At 65.1% G+C, this 15,835-nt stretch carries 16 protein-coding genes; 10 read left to right on the forward strand and 6 right to left on the reverse strand.

Going from position 1 to position 15,835, the window contains the following annotated elements:
* Positions 1–39: 39 nt before the first annotated feature.
* The gene (locus tag ACAG21_RS17445) at positions 40–963 is read left to right on the forward strand and encodes a class I SAM-dependent methyltransferase (RefSeq protein WP_370497511.1); all 924 of its coding nucleotides are present in this window, start codon (positions 40–42) and stop codon (positions 961–963) included.
* A gap of 23 nt (positions 964–986) precedes the next feature.
* Positions 987–1,778, forward strand: coding sequence for an HAD-IB family hydrolase (locus ACAG21_RS17450; RefSeq protein WP_370497622.1), 792 nt, complete (start codon positions 987–989; stop codon positions 1,776–1,778).
* On the opposite strand, the gene ACAG21_RS17455 is transcribed toward ACAG21_RS17450, so the two are convergent.
* Both ACAG21_RS17455 and ACAG21_RS17460 read right to left on the reverse strand, forming a co-directional pair.
* Positions 1,775–2,800 carry an alcohol dehydrogenase catalytic domain-containing protein gene (locus ACAG21_RS17455; RefSeq protein WP_370497512.1) on the reverse strand — a complete coding sequence of 342 codons (1,026 nt, stop codon included), beginning with the start codon at positions 2,798–2,800 and terminating at the stop codon, positions 1,775–1,777. The two genes, ACAG21_RS17450 and ACAG21_RS17455, sit on opposite strands and share 4 nt — an antisense overlap.
* Before the next feature lie 27 nt (positions 2,801–2,827).
* Complete coding sequence (locus ACAG21_RS17460) at positions 2,828–4,768, reverse strand: flavin-containing monooxygenase (protein WP_370497513.1); 1,941 nt, start codon at positions 4,766–4,768, stop codon at positions 2,828–2,830.
* A 247-nt stretch (positions 4,769–5,015) separates the two neighbouring features.
* Here ACAG21_RS17460 and pstS point away from each other — a divergent pair, with 247 nt between their 5' ends.
* The 3 genes from pstS (at position 5,016) to ACAG21_RS17475 (ending at position 7,907) form a co-directional block, all read left to right on the forward strand.
* A complete protein-coding gene (pstS, locus tag ACAG21_RS17465; protein WP_370497514.1) occupies positions 5,016–6,125 on the forward strand; it encodes a phosphate ABC transporter substrate-binding protein PstS in 1,110 nt (369 codons plus the stop codon).
* A gap of 69 nt (positions 6,126–6,194) precedes the next feature.
* The gene (locus ACAG21_RS17470) at positions 6,195–6,659 is read left to right on the forward strand and encodes a hypothetical protein (RefSeq protein ID WP_370497515.1); all 465 of its coding nucleotides are present in this window, start codon (positions 6,195–6,197) and stop codon (positions 6,657–6,659) included.
* Between the two features lie 117 nt (positions 6,660–6,776).
* On the forward strand, positions 6,777–7,907 hold the full coding sequence (locus ACAG21_RS17475) for a nitronate monooxygenase (protein ID WP_370497516.1): 1,131 nt from the start codon (positions 6,777–6,779) through the stop codon (positions 7,905–7,907).
* Between the two features lie 6 nt (positions 7,908–7,913).
* Here the strand turns inward: ACAG21_RS17475 and ACAG21_RS17480 are convergent, their stop codons facing one another.
* The 3 genes from ACAG21_RS17480 to ACAG21_RS17490 are packed head-to-tail and all read right to left on the reverse strand — an operon-like array spanning position 7,914 to position 8,889.
* A complete protein-coding gene (locus ACAG21_RS17480; RefSeq protein WP_370497517.1) occupies positions 7,914–8,138 on the reverse strand; it encodes a hypothetical protein in 225 nt (74 codons plus the stop codon).
* Between the two features lie 56 nt (positions 8,139–8,194).
* Complete coding sequence (locus tag ACAG21_RS17485; protein ID WP_370497518.1) at positions 8,195–8,485, reverse strand: hypothetical protein; 291 nt, start codon at positions 8,483–8,485, stop codon at positions 8,195–8,197.
* Positions 8,486–8,490: 5 nt separating this feature from the next.
* Positions 8,491–8,889 carry a hypothetical protein gene (locus ACAG21_RS17490; RefSeq protein WP_096287895.1) on the reverse strand — a complete coding sequence of 133 codons (399 nt, stop codon included), beginning with the start codon at positions 8,887–8,889 and terminating at the stop codon, positions 8,491–8,493.
* Positions 8,890–9,177: 288 nt separating this feature from the next.
* Here ACAG21_RS17490 and ACAG21_RS17495 point away from each other — a divergent pair, with 288 nt between their 5' ends.
* The 4 genes from ACAG21_RS17495 (at position 9,178) to ACAG21_RS17510 (ending at position 13,081) form a co-directional block, all read left to right on the forward strand.
* Entirely contained in the window at positions 9,178–10,455 is a 1,278-nt protein-coding gene (locus ACAG21_RS17495; RefSeq protein ID WP_370497519.1) for a cytochrome P450, read from the forward strand.
* 24 nt (positions 10,456–10,479) lie between these two features.
* Positions 10,480–11,493, forward strand: a complete 1,014-nt coding sequence (locus ACAG21_RS17500; RefSeq protein ID WP_370497520.1) for an alcohol dehydrogenase catalytic domain-containing protein — start codon at positions 10,480–10,482, stop codon at positions 11,491–11,493.
* 22 nt (positions 11,494–11,515) lie between these two features.
* Positions 11,516–12,055 (forward strand): YceI family protein, encoded by a 540-nt coding sequence (locus ACAG21_RS17505; RefSeq protein WP_370497623.1) that lies wholly within the window; start codon positions 11,516–11,518, stop codon positions 12,053–12,055.
* Between the two features lie 96 nt (positions 12,056–12,151).
* Complete coding sequence (locus ACAG21_RS17510) at positions 12,152–13,081, forward strand: class I SAM-dependent methyltransferase (RefSeq protein WP_370497521.1); 930 nt, start codon at positions 12,152–12,154, stop codon at positions 13,079–13,081.
* A gap of 4 nt (positions 13,082–13,085) precedes the next feature.
* On the opposite strand, the gene ACAG21_RS17515 is transcribed toward ACAG21_RS17510, so the two are convergent.
* Complete coding sequence (locus ACAG21_RS17515; protein ID WP_370497522.1) at positions 13,086–14,207, reverse strand: hypothetical protein; 1,122 nt, start codon at positions 14,205–14,207, stop codon at positions 13,086–13,088.
* Between the two features lie 638 nt (positions 14,208–14,845).
* Here ACAG21_RS17515 and ACAG21_RS17520 point away from each other — a divergent pair.
* Entirely contained in the window at positions 14,846–15,835 is a 990-nt protein-coding gene (locus ACAG21_RS17520; RefSeq protein WP_370497523.1) for an esterase family protein, read from the forward strand.

Below are 15,835 nucleotides of genomic sequence, written 5' to 3' on the forward strand. Positions count from 1 at the left end.
TACCTTGGATCTTGGTCGAGCCAAACAGGAGGGGCGATCGTGAGCACTGCGCCTGAATCTGGGCCCGCATTCGGCTCGCTCCGCTCCGACGGCGACCAGTGGGACATCGTCAGCAGCGTCGGCTACACCGCGCTCCTGGTGGCGGGATGGCGCGCTGTGCACGCCGTGAGCGCGCAACCGCTGGTCCGCGACGAATACGCGAAGCTGTTCATCGAGGCCTCGCAGGACCCGTATTTGGCCGGTGCGCTTGCCAATCCGGGAAGTACCGACGATGAGACGGCGTTTCCGCGTCTCTACGGTGTGCAAACGCGGTTTTTCGATGACTTCTTCACCTCTGCGACCGACGCGGGCATTCGACAAGCGGTGATCGTTGCCGCGGGGTTGGACTCGCGCGCGTATCGCCTCGAATGGCCTTCCGGGACAAGCGTTTTCGAGATCGACCTGCCGAAAGTCCTGGAATTCAAGGCTCGTGTGCTGGGCGAGCACGGCGCGGTGCCCAAGGCGTCGCGGGTTGAGGTCGCAGCCGACTTGCGCACCGACTGGTCCAGGCCGCTGGAATCGGCCGGCTTCGACACCGAGAGGCCGAGCGCGTGGTCGGTCGAGGGGATATTGCCCTACCTGACCGACGAAGCCCAGAACACGTTGTTCACCCGGATCAGCGGACTCAGCGCACCCGGCAGCCGAATCGCCATCGGCGCACTGGGATCGCGACTGGACCACGATCAGCTCGAAGCGCTGGAAACCAGCCATCCCGGGGTCAATCTGTCCGGCGATGTGGACTTCTCCTCCCTGACGTATGAGCCCAAGGGCGACCCCGCTGAATGGCTGGCCGCACACGGCTGGAGCGTGGCGCCCGTCCGCAACACCCTGGACCTCCAGGCCGGCTACGGCATGACGCCTCCTGCTGTCGACGTGAAGATCGACAGTTTCATGCATTCGCAGTACATAACGGCTACCCGGTAGCGAATGGAGTCGACGTGGTGACCATGACGATGCTCTCGCCCGCCGACGCCCTCGCCGAGATCGCGGCCAGTGCACCAGGACCGCGGATCGGCGCGTTCTTCGATCTCGACGGCACCTTGGTCGACGGCTTCACGGCGGCGGTTCATGTCGGCGACCGGATCCGTCGCCGGCAGGTCGGACTTGGCGAGCTGGTCGGCGTATTCGATGCCGCGCTGCGCTATCGATTCGGCCGCCTGGAATTCGAGCGCCTCATCGTGCGGGCCGCGGGATATCTGCGCGGCGAATCACTGCTCGAGCTCGATGAGCTGGGCGAGCGGTTGTTCGTCGAACGTGTTGCCTCACGCCTATATTCGCACATGCGCGACATCGTGCACGCCCATCAGCAACGCGGGCATACCGTGGTGCTGACTTCCTCGGCACTGTCGATCCAGGCGCTGCCGGTCGCGCGCTTTCTGGGCATTTCCAACGTGCAGTGCAACCGTTTCGAGCTGGACGCGCTTGGACGCCTCACCGGCGAAATCGTCAAACCGGTCGTGTGGGGCACGACGAAAGCGGCTGCGGTGCAACAGTTCTGCACGGAAAATGATGTCGCCGTGCAACACAGCTATTTCTACGCCGACGGCGACGAGGACGCCGCGTCGATGTCGGTGGTCGGCTATCCGCGACCGGTGAATCCTCGCTCGGGCCTAGCCGCGGCGGCGGCGGCGCATGGCTGGCCGGTGATGTGCCTTGCCTCGGTGCGGCGCCGGCCGATGCGGACCCTGCGCTACCTGGCGAACCACGTCCGCCGTGAATCGCCGCGAGACGCGGGCTAGGGCTTCAGTAGAATCTTCACGTCGTCACCGGACCGCGACTCGGCGGTCGCGTACCCTTTGGCCGCTTCGTCCAAGGGCATTGAGGTGGTGAAGATGCCGTCGACGTCGAGCCGGCCCGATTGCAGCAGCGGTATCAACTCCGGCCAGGTGCGCTGGACCGGCGCCGTGGTGAATCGAAGGCTGGTGCTGCGAATCAGGCAGCCCAAGGCGTTGAGCGGGAACGGATTCATATCGTGCACACCGACAACCGAGACGGTGCCCCCGGGCCGGACGAGGTTGATCGCGTCGGTCAGGGAGGAATCTGTGGCGACCGCATCGATCACCGCGTCGGCGCCCCGTCCGCCGGTGGCCGCCATGATCGCCTCGAACGCCGGCGCTTTGACCGGCGTCGCACCCCATCGGACCGCGCGGTCCAACCGGCCATCGACCATATCGATCGCGAAAACCGTTGCAGCACCCTGGAAAAACGCACTACGCAGCGCGCACAAACCCACCGCGCCCAGCCCGATGACCGCGACGGCGCCGCCGAACGGAATATCGGCACGCTGCGCCGCCGCCCAGCCGGTGGCCAGGTTGTCGGTGAGCAACAGAGCCTGTTCGGTGCTGATGCCGTCGGGCATCTTCAGCAGCTGGAAATCGGCGGCCGGCACGGCCAGCAGATCGGCTTGCGCACCACCGAGCAGGCCCCCGCCGAAGATCTGAAAACCGGAGTAGCACATGACCGGATCGCGGGTCGCGCACCCCGGACACTTGCCGCAGCCGGTCACCGATGACACCATGACCTGATCTCCGGCCTTGACGGTGCGCACGTCGGGCCCGACGTCCACCACCGTGCCGACCGCTTCGTGGCCCAGCGCGACCGGGTCGGGCATCGGAAAGTCGGCCTCGTAGAAATGCAAGTCGGATCCGCAGATGCCGGCGGCGGTGACTTCGACGACCGCTCCGTCGGAGCCGGGAAGGACGGGATCGGGGCGGGTGTCGACCCGGATGTTGCGGGGGCCATCGACGACTACCGTGCGCATAGTGCCGTGCTCACTTTCCTGGGGGTATTACGAATTACGTTGTCGCACAACAAATTGAGACCAATCTGGCTCGCGTACCGCGGCCCAGTACTCGTTGAGGCGCCACGGGCTGACGGTGTGGATCTCGCCGTCGGCGTTCTTGAAGTAGGAGTGTTTGACCGCGGGATGGGACCACACCATTTTCTTGATCTGGGTCTGCGTCCGTCGGTGCCAGTCAGTCGCGGCTTCGGCTGTGGGTTCCATCGAGTGCACACCGACGTCGGCCAGCCGCCGCAGACACTGGTCGATATAGCGCATCTGCAGTTCGGACTGGAAGATCAAGCTGCCGCCGTGGGCGAGGTGGGTGCCGGGACCGTAGATGATGAAGAAGTTGGGGAAATCCGGCACCGTGATGCCCAGATAGGCATACGGGCGACTCCCCCACATCTCGTGTAAGTCAATTCCGTTGCGGCCGGTCACCTTTAGTGGCCACAACACATCGGTGTGCCGGAACCCGGTGGCGTAGACGATGATGTCGACCTCGTGCTCGACACCATCTTCGGTGACGACGCCGCGGGGCGTGATCTTCTGGATCGCGGTGCGCACCAGTTCGACGTTGTCGCGCTGCAAGGTCTGCAGCCAGCTGCCGTTGTCCTGCAGTGTGCGTTTGCCGCAGGCGGGATAGTCAGGCATCACCTTGGCCAACAGCTCTTGGGAGTCTGGGCCGTCGCCGACCTGGCTGGTGATCCACTGCGAGAACATCATTGCCGCGGCGGCGTTGATGTCGCTGACGGCCTCGTCGCCCGTGTAGTTCGGGTCGCCCTCGGCGGCGTCGAGGCCCTTGTCCGAGCCGGGCCACAGGACGAGGAAGCGGTACCACCGTCCGTAGAACGGCAGGTTGGTCATCGCCCAGCGCACGCCGTCGCCGACTTCGTCGTGGTACATCGCGTTCGGGAACATCCACTGCGCGGTCCGCTGAAACACGGTGAGGTGCTCGACGTCCCCGGCGATCGCGGGTGCGATCTGAAATCCACTGGCGCCGGCCCCGATCAAGGCAACCCGCTTGCCGCGGACATCGACGCTGTGATCCCAGGCCGCGGAGTGAAAAGACGGCCCGGCAAAGCTTTCGGCCCCGTCGAACTCGGGGATGTGCGGCCGATTCAGTTGGCCGACCGCGGTGATGAGGGCCCGGGCGCGCAGCATCTCGATTTCACCGTCGGCACCGCGCAGCGACACGGTCCACACGCCGGCGTCGTCGTTCCACTCCGCCGCGACGACCTCGGTGTTCCACCGCACATGCTCATTCAGGTCGTGCTTGGCCATGACCTTGGTGAAGTAGTCCTGTAGCTCGTGCTGCTCGGCGAAGAAGTGCGTCCAGTCGTTGTTGGGTTCGAAGCTGTAACAATAGAAGTGATTCGCCACGTCCACCCGGGCTCCGGGATAGCTGTTCTCCCACCATGTTCCGCCGGGGCCGGCGTTCTTTTCCACGATGGTGAAGGCAATGTTGGCTTGTTGGAGACGAACGCCGGCCAAGATGCCGGATTCGCCGCATCCGATGACGAGGACCGGAAGTTCGGCGCCTCGCTCGGCCGGAAGTGCCGCCGGGCGGCGTGGGTCGGTGCCGGCAAGGTCGAGTTCCTCGGCGACCAGGGATTGGTAGTCGTCGGGAACGTGTTCGCAGGCGGCCCAGTCCATCATTTCCCGGATGAGTTCCGGGCTCAGTGGCTCCGGCTCGGGACAGCCGCGGTCGCGATATTCGCTGATGACGGTCAGCGCCTCGGCGCGGGCACGGGCCCTGTCCTCCTCCGACATGAACCCCTGCACCTCGTTGAGGAAGATGCCCATCTGCTTGTAGTCGCGAATGAAGCGCGGGTCACCGGTGATGTGGACGAGCGACAACAGCAGCGTGGGAATGCTGACGTCCTCCAAAGCCGCCGCGATTTCCGGTGTTGACGTGGTGAAAGGCCGGCCGGAGTAAGGACTTCGCATCAAGGCCGTTCCTTTCGGTGGAACCTGGGATCCTATTACGCTACTCAGCGTTTCGTAATTGGCAGCACTACGGTACCCGCTGGCGGCGCAGCGGATCAAGGGTCGTCACCGCATCGTCGGCGGATGGCAAATTTTGGCGGGTGTGACCCTTGTTAATATTTGCTTCGTGACTGCCAGAGATGGCTGGCCAGTGCGCCGCGGACACCGCGGCGGCGCTCCCGTTTCATCGCGACAGATAGGAACGGATTTGAAGCGCAACCGATTTGGCGCCGCGCTCAGTGTTGCGGTCACCAGTGCTCTGCTGTTGTCGGGATGCGGCGGCGGCGACAATGCTGAGGGGAATTCGACGACGCCGACCTCGCCGGTGAAGGTGAATTGCGGCGGCAAGGCGAAGCTGAAAGCGAGTGGATCGACGGCGCAGGCCAACGCGATGACGCGGTTCGTCAAGGCGTTCGAACAGGCGTGCCCCGGCCAGACCCTGGACTACACCGCGAACGGCTCGGGTGCCGGGATCAGTGAATTCACGGGCAACCAAACCGATTTCGGTGGCTCGGACTCACCGCTGGCAGGAAATGAGTACGCGGCGGCCCAGGACCGTTGCGGTTCGCCGGCCTGGGACCTGCCGGTGGTATTCGGGCCGATCGCGATCACCTTCAACGTCAAGGGCTTGGAGTCGCTGAATCTCGATGCCCAGACGGCCGCGAAGATCTTCAAGGGAGTAATTACCACGTGGAACGATCCCGCGATCCAGGCGCTCAATAAGGGCGTGACCCTGCCCGCCGAACCGATTCGCGTTGTGTTCCGCAGCGATCTGTCCGGGACCACGGACAACTTCCAGAAATACCTCGACGCGGCGTCCGGGGGCGTGTGGGGCAAAGGCGCCGGGAAGGCGTTCAACGGCGGTGTCGGTGAGGGCGCCAAAGGCAACGACGGCACCTCGTCGGCGGTCAAGGCCACCGAAGGGGCGATCACCTACAACGAGTGGTCGTTCGCCGAGGCGAAGAACCTGAACATGGCGAAGATCGTCACCGCGGCCGGTCCGGACCCGGTGTCGATCAGCGCCGACTCGGTGAGCAAGACGATCGCGGGTGCGGCCGTCATCGGCCGGGACAACGACATGGTGCTCGACACCGTGTCGTTCTATAACCCCACGCAGTCCGGCGCCTATCCGATCGTGATGGCGACCTATGAAATCGTCTGCTCGAAATATGCGGATCCGCAGGTCGGTACGGCCGTGCGCGCATTCTTGGAGAGCGCTCTCGGTGCCGGCCAGGAAGGCCTGGCGGACAACGGGTACATACCGATTCCCACCGCGTGGAAGTCGTGGTTGTTGGCTTCGGTCAATGCGGTCGCGTGACGTAGTAGTCGGAACCTGTTCCAATCGGCGGATGGCCGCGATATTCGGGCGAACCGGAGGTGGATGAGTGTGGCTGCATTGCTCACTGCCTGCAGCGGCTTCCTCTTCGCCGTTTTGTGGATGGACCTGATGTTCGATGTGCAGGTTCTGGTGCATCGGTCGGCGGGTGAGGAATTGCCCGAGCCCGTGCTCGTATCCATCGCGGGGTATTACCACCGCGCGACCACCACGTCGCGCCCGATGAGCCGGCTGATTGCGCTGGTGATGCTGATTTTGTTGGGCGCGTTCGGGTTTCAGGCAACGCTGGGTCGCGATCCCGCTTGGCTACTGGTGGTGTCGGCCGGGCTTGCGGGCATCCCGATGATGCTGGCGATGACGCAGACGGTTCCCGACGCGATTCGGCTGGGGCAGCGCACCGACAGCGTGGCCGAGCAAAGCCGCCTGGCCCGGTCGGTCTGCCGCGATCACCTGGTCTGCGCGGGATGCATGCTCACGTTCCTGCTGCTGTGGGTGGCCCGGGCCCTGGCGATCTGACCCCTTGCGGCGACACGTCGTAGTTGCGGCGCGCTAGTAAGGGGCCCCTGGCCACGTCATGGGCGCGGGTATTAAACTAGAACACGTTCCAATTCGGCCAGCGTCCCAGGAGTTGTAATGCACACCCCTATTTGCGACGAGCTCGGTATCGAGTTCCCGATCTTCGCCTTCACGCACTGTCGCGATGTCGTGGTGGCGGTCAGCAAGGCCGGGGGCTTCGGCGTGCTCGGCGCGGTGGGCTTCACGCCCGAGCAGCTGGAGATCGAGCTCAACTGGATTGACGAGAACATCGGCGACCACCCGTACGGCGTCGACATCGTGATCCCGAACAAGTACGAGGGCATGGACTCGAACCTGTCCGCCGAAGAACTCACCAAGCAGCTTCAGGCCATGGTTCCGCAGGAGCACCTGGACTTCGGAAAGAAGATCCTCGCCGACCACGGCGTGCCGATCGAGGACAGCGACGGCGACACCTTGCAGCTGCTCGGGTGGACCGAGGCAACCGCGACGCCGCAGGTCGAGGTGGCGCTCAAGCACCCGAAGGTGAAGATGATCGCCAACGCGCTGGGCACCCCGCCGGCCGACATGATCAAGCACATCCACGAGGCCGGGCTCAAGGTGGCCGCGCTGTGTGGTTCTCCCTCGCAGGCGCGCAAGCACGCCGACGCCGGCGTCGACATCATCATCGCCCAGGGCGGTGAGGCCGGCGGGCATTGCGGCGAGGTTGGCTCGATCGTGCTGTGGCCGCAGGTCGTCAAGGAGGTGGCCCCGGTCCCCGTTCTCGGCGCCGGCGGCATCGGCAGCGGACAGCAGATCGCCGCGGCCTTGGCGCTGGGCTGCCAAGGCGCGTGGACCGGCTCGCAATGGCTGATGGTCGAGGAATCGTCGAACACGCCGGTGCAGCAGGCGGCCTACGTCAGGGCCGGCAGCCGCGACACCGTGCGCAGCCGCTCGTTCACCGGCAAGCCCGCCCGGATGCTGCGCAACGACTGGACCGAGGCGTGGGAGAAGCCGGACAACCCCAAGCCGCTCGGAATGCCGCTGCAGTACATGGTTTCCGGCATGGCCGTGCGCGCCACGAACCGCTACCCCAACGAATCCGTCGACGTGGCGTTCAACCCCGTCGGTCAGGTGGTCGGGCAGTTCAGCAAGGTGGAGAAGACGTCGACCGTGATCGAGCGCTGGGTGCAGGAGTACCTGGAGGCGACCAACAAGCTCGACGAGCTCAACGAGGCGGCCAGCGTCTGACCGAAGCTAGTCTTCGTCTACGTCGTACTTGCCGCCGGTGAAGACTTCCTTGGTCCGCTCGACCGCGTGAGTCGCGATGTCGATCGAATTCTCGACGATGCCGCTGACCCCGCCCTTGAGGTCGCCGCGGATGATGTCGCCGGCGTTTTCGACGATGTCCGAGGCCTTTTCGACGGCATTGGTCGCGATGTCCTTGACCGCGTCCACGGCGTCTCTGGGGTTGACCGCCACCGGAGTCTCCTAATCGTTGCGGGATTTGAAAGGAACTTTGGTACGACTCTAGAGGGTCAGTAGTTGACCAGCGAGCGCCAATAGTCCTCGGGTATCTCGGCACCGGAGCGCAGGATTCGTGCCAGCCCGACGGCCATCGCGATCCCGAGCAGGCCCAGCCACAGCCCCGCCAACCCGATCGCCGCCCAGAGCGCCGCGGTGACGGCGGGCCACGGCGACAAGATTGCGAGCACTGGAGCGAAGAAGAAGCCGGTCCCGATGTACCAGGATGAGCCGGCCCGGTCGGACGCCAGCACGAAGCGCAGCCACCGGGGAATTGGGCTCTGCACCGGCCGACGTTCGCCCATGACCGTTATCCCGAGGGTGGGAAGAACCCGGCCCCGGTGAACCAACCCTCTTGCCAGCCTTGAGCACCCAGGCACAACATCGGCAGTCCGCGGTCCGACTGTGCCGCGCTCTGCGGGCCGGGGCACTTCGCGCCGGCCTGCTGGACTCCGTACAGCGGATACGAAATCACCCAGTAGCCGGTGGTCGCGGCGGGGAATTGGTTCGGCGGCGGGAAGTGGCACGCTTCGGCCTGGCCACTGGGGCCGCGTCCGAAAATGAAGCGCTCGTAGTTGTCGCAGGGCGCGCCCAGTGAGGCCTGATAGTTCATATTCGGAACGTCGCCTTCGTAACCGGCTGCCGCACAGGGCGCCACGCTGATGGCTCCACCCGTGATCGCAGCGACGGCGAGTACCTCGCGAATCATGCGCCTCCCACCCTTCCGTTCCCGTCACCTGGCCCTCGGTGCACCGGTGACCTGGACAAAAGCATATCGATTGTGTCGCGGGCCACAAGGCCCGGCTGACCGGCCGGCATCGGCGAACCCGCCGCCGGTGTCCCGGCCGGGCCGGGTGAGGTAGTCACAACTCGGCGACGCTGAACATGTTGCAATTTGCTCGGTCGATGTTGTGCCAATGCTTCCCAACGGTGGTGTTGCAGTGGTTTATTTGGCACAAGACATACGACTAGAAGACTTCGTATCGAGGAGTGGGCCTTGTCAACTAACCAGACGACCACCAAGCCGATCCCGAATCTGCCTCCGGGCTTCGACTTCACCGATCCGGACATCCACGCCGAGCGATTGCCGGTGGAGGAATTGGCCGAGCTGCGACGCACCGCGCCGATCTGGTGGAACGAACAGCCCAGCGGGTGCGGCGGGTTCGACGACGGCGGCTTCTGGGTGGTCTCCAAGCACAAGGACGTCAAAGAGATTTCGCTGCGCAGCGACGTGTTCTCCAGCCTGGAGAACACCGCCTTGCCCCGCTACCGCGAGGGCACCGTCCGCGAGCAGCGCGAGACGGGCAAGTACGTGTTGCTCAACATGGACGCCCCGCAGCACACCCACCTTCGCAAAATCATCTCCCGCGGCTTCACGCCCCGTGCCGTCGAGCGGCTGCGGGAAGACCTGAACGCGCGCGCCCGGCAGATCGTCGCGAACGCGGCCGCCGAAGGCTCCGGCGATTTCGTCGAGCAGGTGTCGTGCGAGCTTCCGCTGCAGGCCATCGCCGGGCTGATGGGCGTGCCCCAGGAGGAGCGCATGAAGCTGTTCCACTGGTCCAACCAGATGGTCGGCGACCAGGACCCCGAATTCGCCCGCAACGATGCGATGGGTGCCTCGGTCGAACTGATCACCTACGCGATGCAGATGGCCGCGGACCGGGCGAAAAACCCCGGCGACGACATCGTCACCAAGCTGGTCCAGGCCGACGTCGACGGCCACAAGCTCTCCGACGACGAGTTCGGCTTCTTTGTCATCCTGCTGGCGGTAGCCGGCAACGAGACGACCAGAAACTCCATCACCCAGGGCATGATGGCCTTCACCGATTTCCCCGACCAGTGGGAGCTGTACAAGCGGGAACGCCCGGCCACCACGGCCGACGAGATCGTCCGGTGGGCAACCCCGGTCACGTCGTTCCAGCGCACCGCCCTCGAGGATTACGAGCTGTCCGGAGTGCAGATCAAGAAGGGTCAGCGAGTGGTGATGGTCTACCGCTCGGCCAACTTCGACGAGGACGTCTTCGAGGACCCATTCACCTTCAACATCCTGCGCAATCCGAACCCGCACGTGGGGTTCGGCGGGACCGGCGCCCACTACTGCATCGGCGCGAACCTGGCGCGCATGACCATCGACCTGATGTTCAACGCGATCGCCGACGCCATGCCCGACATCAAATCCGCCGGCAAGCCGCAGCGGTTGCGATCGGGCTGGCTCAACGGCATCAAGCACTGGCAGGTGGACTACGGGTCCGGGCAATGCCCGGTCGCCCATTGAGGATTCGACGACCGGGGGTAAGTCATGCCGACACATCACGCCGTCCAGATGCAGTCCCCTGGCGGGTCTTTGGAGCTGACAGAGGTTGAGACGAAACCGCCGGGCCGTGACGAAGTACGGCTGAGGGTCACGGCGTGCGGCGTCTGCGGGACCGACCGCGCATTCGCCAATGGCGGCTTTCCCAACATGACGTGGCCGCTGACCCTTGGGCATGAAATCGCCGGAACCATAGCCGAACTCGGCGATGAGGTCGAGGGCTTCGCGGTTGGTGATCGCGTCGCTGTCGGCTGGTTCGGCGGCAACTGCAACCGCTGCGACCCCTGCCGCAGAGGCATTTTCATCCACTGCGCCAACATGAAGGTCCCGAGCTGGCAGTATCCCGGCGGCTATGCGCAGTCGGTGACGGTGCCGGCCAATGCGCTGGCCCGCGTCCCGGCCGAGCTGTCCGATGTGGAGGCGGCGCCGATGGGCTGCGCCGGTGTCACGACCTACAACGCCTTGCGCCACACCAAGGCGCTGCCCGGTGACCGGGTCGCGATTCTCGGTGTCGGCGGGCTCGGCCACCTCGGCGTGCAGTTCTCCCGGGCGATGGGCTTCGAGACCATCGCGATCGCGCGCGGCGCCGGCAAGGAAGCCGACGCCCGGAAGTTGGGTGCCCATCACTACATCGACTCCACTAGTGGTGACGTCGCCCGGGCGCTGCAGGCCTTGGGCGGTGCGAAGGTCGTCCTGGCCACCGCCGCCAACTCCGCGGCAATGGCCGACACGGTCGGTGGGTTGCTGCCCCGGGGCGAATTGATCACCATCGGCGTGACCACGGATCCGCTACCGATCAGTCCGGTACAGCTGATTACGCCGGGTGTGAGCATCATCGGGCACCCGTCCGGCACCTCGAAAGACGTCGAAGACACAATGCATTTCGCCGTGATGTCGGGCGTGCGGGCCTGGATCGAGGAGTTGCCGCTGGCGCAGGCCGCCGAAGGCTACGCGGCGATGGAGCAAGGGCGAGCGCACTACCGCACCGTGTTGACCATGTGAATACAGTCGGTCTGTGACCGACTTGTGGACGCTCGACGCCGCCGACGGCGAACTGCAGCTTCGTACCGGCGTCAAGGGCCGGGCCGCGCGGATGGGCCATCGCCTCACGATCGCGATGACGCGCTGGCAGGCGACGGTGCGATGGGTCGGCTCCGATCCCGTTGCGGCCGAGCTTGCGGTCGAGGCGGACTCGTTCGAGGTGGTCGGCAGCCAGGGTGGCGTCAAGGGCCTCTCGGGTCCCGAGAAGGCGCTGGTGCGGTCGAACGCGTTGAGCTCGTTGGGTGCCGATCGCTTCCCGGAAATCCGCTTCTTTGCCGACGTCATCGAACAGAGCCAAACTGGCTACCTTCTGACCGGCACGCTTGAGATTCGCGGGAAGCAGCGCGAGCACGTAATCGATTTGCACATTGAGGATCTCGACACATGCTGGCGAATGTCCGCCGAGTCCACGGTGCGTCAGTCCGACTACGGCATCAAGCCCTACTCGCTGCTGATGGGCTCGGCGCAGGTCGCCGACGACGTGACGCTGACTTTCACGGCGGTTCACGCCAAGGACGATTGAGCTCCACTGGCGGTACCCATCGGCGCGTGTATCCTCGGTGAGGATTAGTTACCGCTGCTAAATATCTATTGCCTTGTCTCGCCGAAAGGGATCAAAATGCCTCGTACAGAAAACGATTCGTGGGACCTCGCGACCAGCGTCGGGGCGACTGCCACCATGGTGGCCACCGGCCGGGCCGTCGCCACGAGGGCCGAAAAGCCGCTGATGAACGATCCCTTCGCCGAACCCCTGGTGCGGGCTGTGGGAATCGATTTCCTTGCGCGATGGGCCAACGGGGAGATCGACGCGGCCGACATCGACGTCGCCGACGAGGCGTGGGGTTTGCAGCGGATGGCCGACCTGATGAGTGTTCGGACACCGTACTTCGATGCGTTTTTCCGGGACGCGATGGACGCGGGCATCCGCCAGGCCGTCATCCTTGCGTCGGGACTGGACGCGCGAGCCTACCGACTATCTTGGCCGGCCGGGGCAACGGTGTTCGAGATCGACCAGCCTGAAGTGATGCAGTTCAAAAACTCCACGCTGGCCGATCTGGATGTGCAGCCGACGGTCGAATTGCGGGTGGTGCCGATCGATCTGCGCCACGATTGGCCAACGGCGTTGCGCGAAAAGGGTTTTGACGCTGACAAGCCCAGTGCTTGGATTGCCGAGGGGCTGCTTGCGTTCCTACCGCCGGATGCGCAGGATCGCTTGCTGGACAACATCACCGGTCTGAGCACAGCCGGAAGTCGGCTTGCTGCTGAGATCTTCGGTAACCGGCCGGACGAAAACGGTGAGCCGGCGCCGGACATGGTTGCCATCGCCGGCGAGCGTTGGCGTGCGCACGGATTCGATGTGGAACTCGCCGACTTGCGCTACGACGTTGAGCGCAACGACGTTGCTGCGTACCTGACTCGCCACGGCTGGAAGACGGAATCCAAAACGCTCAATGAGCTATTCGCGGCCAACGGCCTGGCCGAAATACCCGCGACCGCGGGAAGTTTGGCCGACGGCACTTATTACTGCACCGCGATTCGGCAGCCCTAGTGCGTTAGGGCTGCGACGGTGCGGCCGGCGTCGTCGGATCGCCGGTGTCGCCGGGGATGTGTTCGAGCACCCTGGTCAGGTAGGGCTGCGGGCCATTCGGGTCGGGCTGCTGCTCGGCCGAAGCGCCTTCGTCCAGCGGGCCGGGATTCGAAACCGGTTCGCCGGCGGCAGCCGGACGCGGTGCGGGCGGCTCGGCGGCCGGCGGTGCCACCGCGGCCGTGACCGCTTCGGCAACAGGTGGCGTCTGCCCGTGCACGACATGCTTGCCGGGCGCTCGTGCGGCGTCGGGAGCAAGCTGAATGCCCACGGCAACCGCAAGGGAAGAGACGAACGTGATGGCGCCGGCGGCCAGCGCGGTCACCGCGCCGGCATACGACAAGTGCCCGGGCCGACGCGGCGGCGTGGCCGGTGTGGATTCGCTGATCTGTGGGATCAGTTGCTCGTCGGTGAACTCGGTGCTTCGGGCCGCGGCCAGCGCCGCTCCGCGCGCGACCGTCACCTGCGCCATGGTCTGCGCGAAGACCGGTACCGGCAAAGCCTTTTCGAGCTGCCAGGAAAATCCGTCGATGTCGCTGTCCGCGCCGACGACGACTACGGCGCCCGGGCGCCATCCGCTGCGGTCGAACATTCCGGTCAGCCAAGAGCGCAGCCCGTCGAAACCGCCGGTGATGTGCTTGACGACGGTTTGGGTGTCGTCGTCATGGGTGTCGACCATGACGACCGTCGCCCATTCGTGTTCGAGCACGCACACCGCGGTCTGTTCGTAGCCGATGACAGGCGCGATCGCCCGGGCCAGGGTCTCGACCGCCTCGAGCTGCCGAACCGGCACCACATTGTCGAATCCGGCGTCGGTCAACGCCTCCAGCAGCAGTGCGGCCTGGGCGGCTGCCTCGTCGTTCCAGGTCACCCCGACGACGCGCAGATGGTGGTCGCTCGAGTTGGCCTGCGCGTCTACCCGCAAGACCTCTTGTGCCACCTGCTCTGCGGTACCCACGGCGGCTACGCCGTCCTCGGCGTGCAGCACCGATTCCTGGTGGTCCAGGATGGTGCCGTCTGCGCCGTGGCCCTCAGCGAGGACCCACCCGAAGGTGGTCGGCGTCAGTGATAGCCCTAGTACCGTGTCCAAAATTTGCACCTCAATCGTCCCGGACTCCGCGGCCCCTGCCGAACCGTCACGCACCATCAAGTCCGCGGTGCGGTGATTCGTAGGGCCGGAACGGACCGGCTTAGCGTTCGGTCTCCATCGGCTTGCTCCGAGAGAGCCTACGCGGTCGGAAGGGGTTCGGCTGCACCGATCTCAGATCCCGGGAAAACTCGCGCGGATCCGACTTCGGCGACGGAATCGACCTAATTGTCGGCCGCGTCAAGTGGCACTGCGCCGCCCCACCAGCCGTGGTTCGCCGTCGTACCACGTGTCATCGCGACTAACGGGCCGGCCGATTGGCGGGAGCCGCGGGGCGTGTCGAAAACGATGGACCGCCACGAATTGACAACGTTTGTAGCCCATGTTGTCGCACTCCACTCCCTGGCGCTTCGCCGTTGACGCGGGCCCGCTACCTGGCGGTTTGTCCGGCCGGGGCGCCGAATGGCGGCGCAGAACCGGGTGAAAGCTATCGCGATCAGTTATCGCACCGGGACTATTTCTCGCGCCAGCCGAAACAAAACCGGGACGACAACGCGTCCCAATCGACATTTCAGCTATTCACACGGTAAATTCTGCCGAGGGCACCACGCGACGACATACGACCGACAAGGGGCGCAGGTATGACAGACGTGAGCGAGAAGATCCGGGCCTGGGGGCGCCGGCTTTTGGTCGGTGTGGCAGCGGCAGTGACCCTGCCGGGTCTGATCGGTCTTGCCGGAGGCGGAGCCAGCGCGAGTGCATTCTCGCGGCCGGGCCTGCCCGTCGAATACCTGCAGGTGCCGTCGGCAGGAATGGGCCGCAGCATCAAGGTCCAGTTCCAGAGCGGCGGCAGTGGCTCACCCGCGGTGTACCTGCTCGACGGATTGCGGGCCCAGGATGACTACAACGGCTGGGACATCAACACCCCGGCGTTCGAGTGGTACTACAAATCCGGGTTGTCGATCGTCATGCCGGTCGGTGGACAGTCCAGCTTCTACACCGACTGGTACCGCCCGGCGTGCGGTAAGGCCGGCTGCTCGACCTACAAGTGGGAGACCTTCCTGACCAGCGAGCTGCCCGGGTACCTCGCATCGGAGAAGGGCGTCAAGGCCAATGGCAGCGCGGCGGTCGGTATCTCGATGGCCGGTGCCTCGTCGATGAACCTGGCGATCTACCACCCCGCTCAGTTCGTCTACGCCGGTTCGCTGTCCGGCTACCTCAGCCCGTCGACCGGGCAGAGCTGGATCGGCCTGGCGATGGGTGACGCCGGTGGCTACAAGAAGGAAGACATGTGGGGGCCGGATAGCGACCCCGCCTGGCAACGCAACGACCCGTTGGTCAACGTCGGCCAGCTCGTCGCCAACAACACCCGGCTCTGGGTGTACTGCGGCAACGGAACTCCGAACGAATTGGGCGGCGCCAACCTGCCGGCCACGTTCCTGGAGAGCAACTTCATGATCGGCGTCAACAAGAAGTTCCAGGATGCCTACAACGCCGCGGGCGGCCATAACGCCGTGTTCAACTTCCCCAACTACGGAACCCACAGCTGGGAGTACTGGGGCGCGCAGCTGAACGCGATGAAGGGTGACCTGCAGAGCACCTTGGGCGCGACGCCCGGAGGCGGCGGATAA

It is taken from the genome of Mycobacterium sp. pR1184, assembly GCF_041287235.1.
Taxonomy (GTDB): Bacteria; Actinomycetota; Actinomycetes; order Mycobacteriales; family Mycobacteriaceae; genus Mycobacterium.

Bases quoted from the DNA above. Each gene is read 5' to 3' on its own strand.
- ACAG21_RS17520 (WP_370497523.1), top strand. From the start codon at position 14,846: ATGACAGACGTGAGCGAGAAGATCCGGGCCTGGGGGCGCCGGCTTTTG.
- ACAG21_RS17460 (WP_370497513.1), bottom strand. From the start codon at position 4,768: ATGCGAAGTCCTTACTCCGGCCGGCCTTTCACCACGTCAACACCGGAA.
- ACAG21_RS17510 (WP_370497521.1), top strand. From the start codon at position 12,152: ATGCCTCGTACAGAAAACGATTCGTGGGACCTCGCGACCAGCGTCGGG.
- ACAG21_RS17455 (WP_370497512.1), bottom strand. From the start codon at position 2,800: ATGCGCACGGTAGTCGTCGATGGCCCCCGCAACATCCGGGTCGACACC.
- ACAG21_RS17485 (WP_370497518.1), bottom strand. From the start codon at position 8,485: ATGGGCGAACGTCGGCCGGTGCAGAGCCCAATTCCCCGGTGGCTGCGC.
- ACAG21_RS17490 (WP_096287895.1), bottom strand. From the start codon at position 8,889: ATGATTCGCGAGGTACTCGCCGTCGCTGCGATCACGGGTGGAGCCATC.
- ACAG21_RS17500 (WP_370497520.1), top strand. From the start codon at position 10,480: ATGCCGACACATCACGCCGTCCAGATGCAGTCCCCTGGCGGGTCTTTG.
- ACAG21_RS17450 (WP_370497622.1), top strand. From the start codon at position 987: ATGACGATGCTCTCGCCCGCCGACGCCCTCGCCGAGATCGCGGCCAGT.
- ACAG21_RS17475 (WP_370497516.1), top strand. From the start codon at position 6,777: ATGCACACCCCTATTTGCGACGAGCTCGGTATCGAGTTCCCGATCTTC.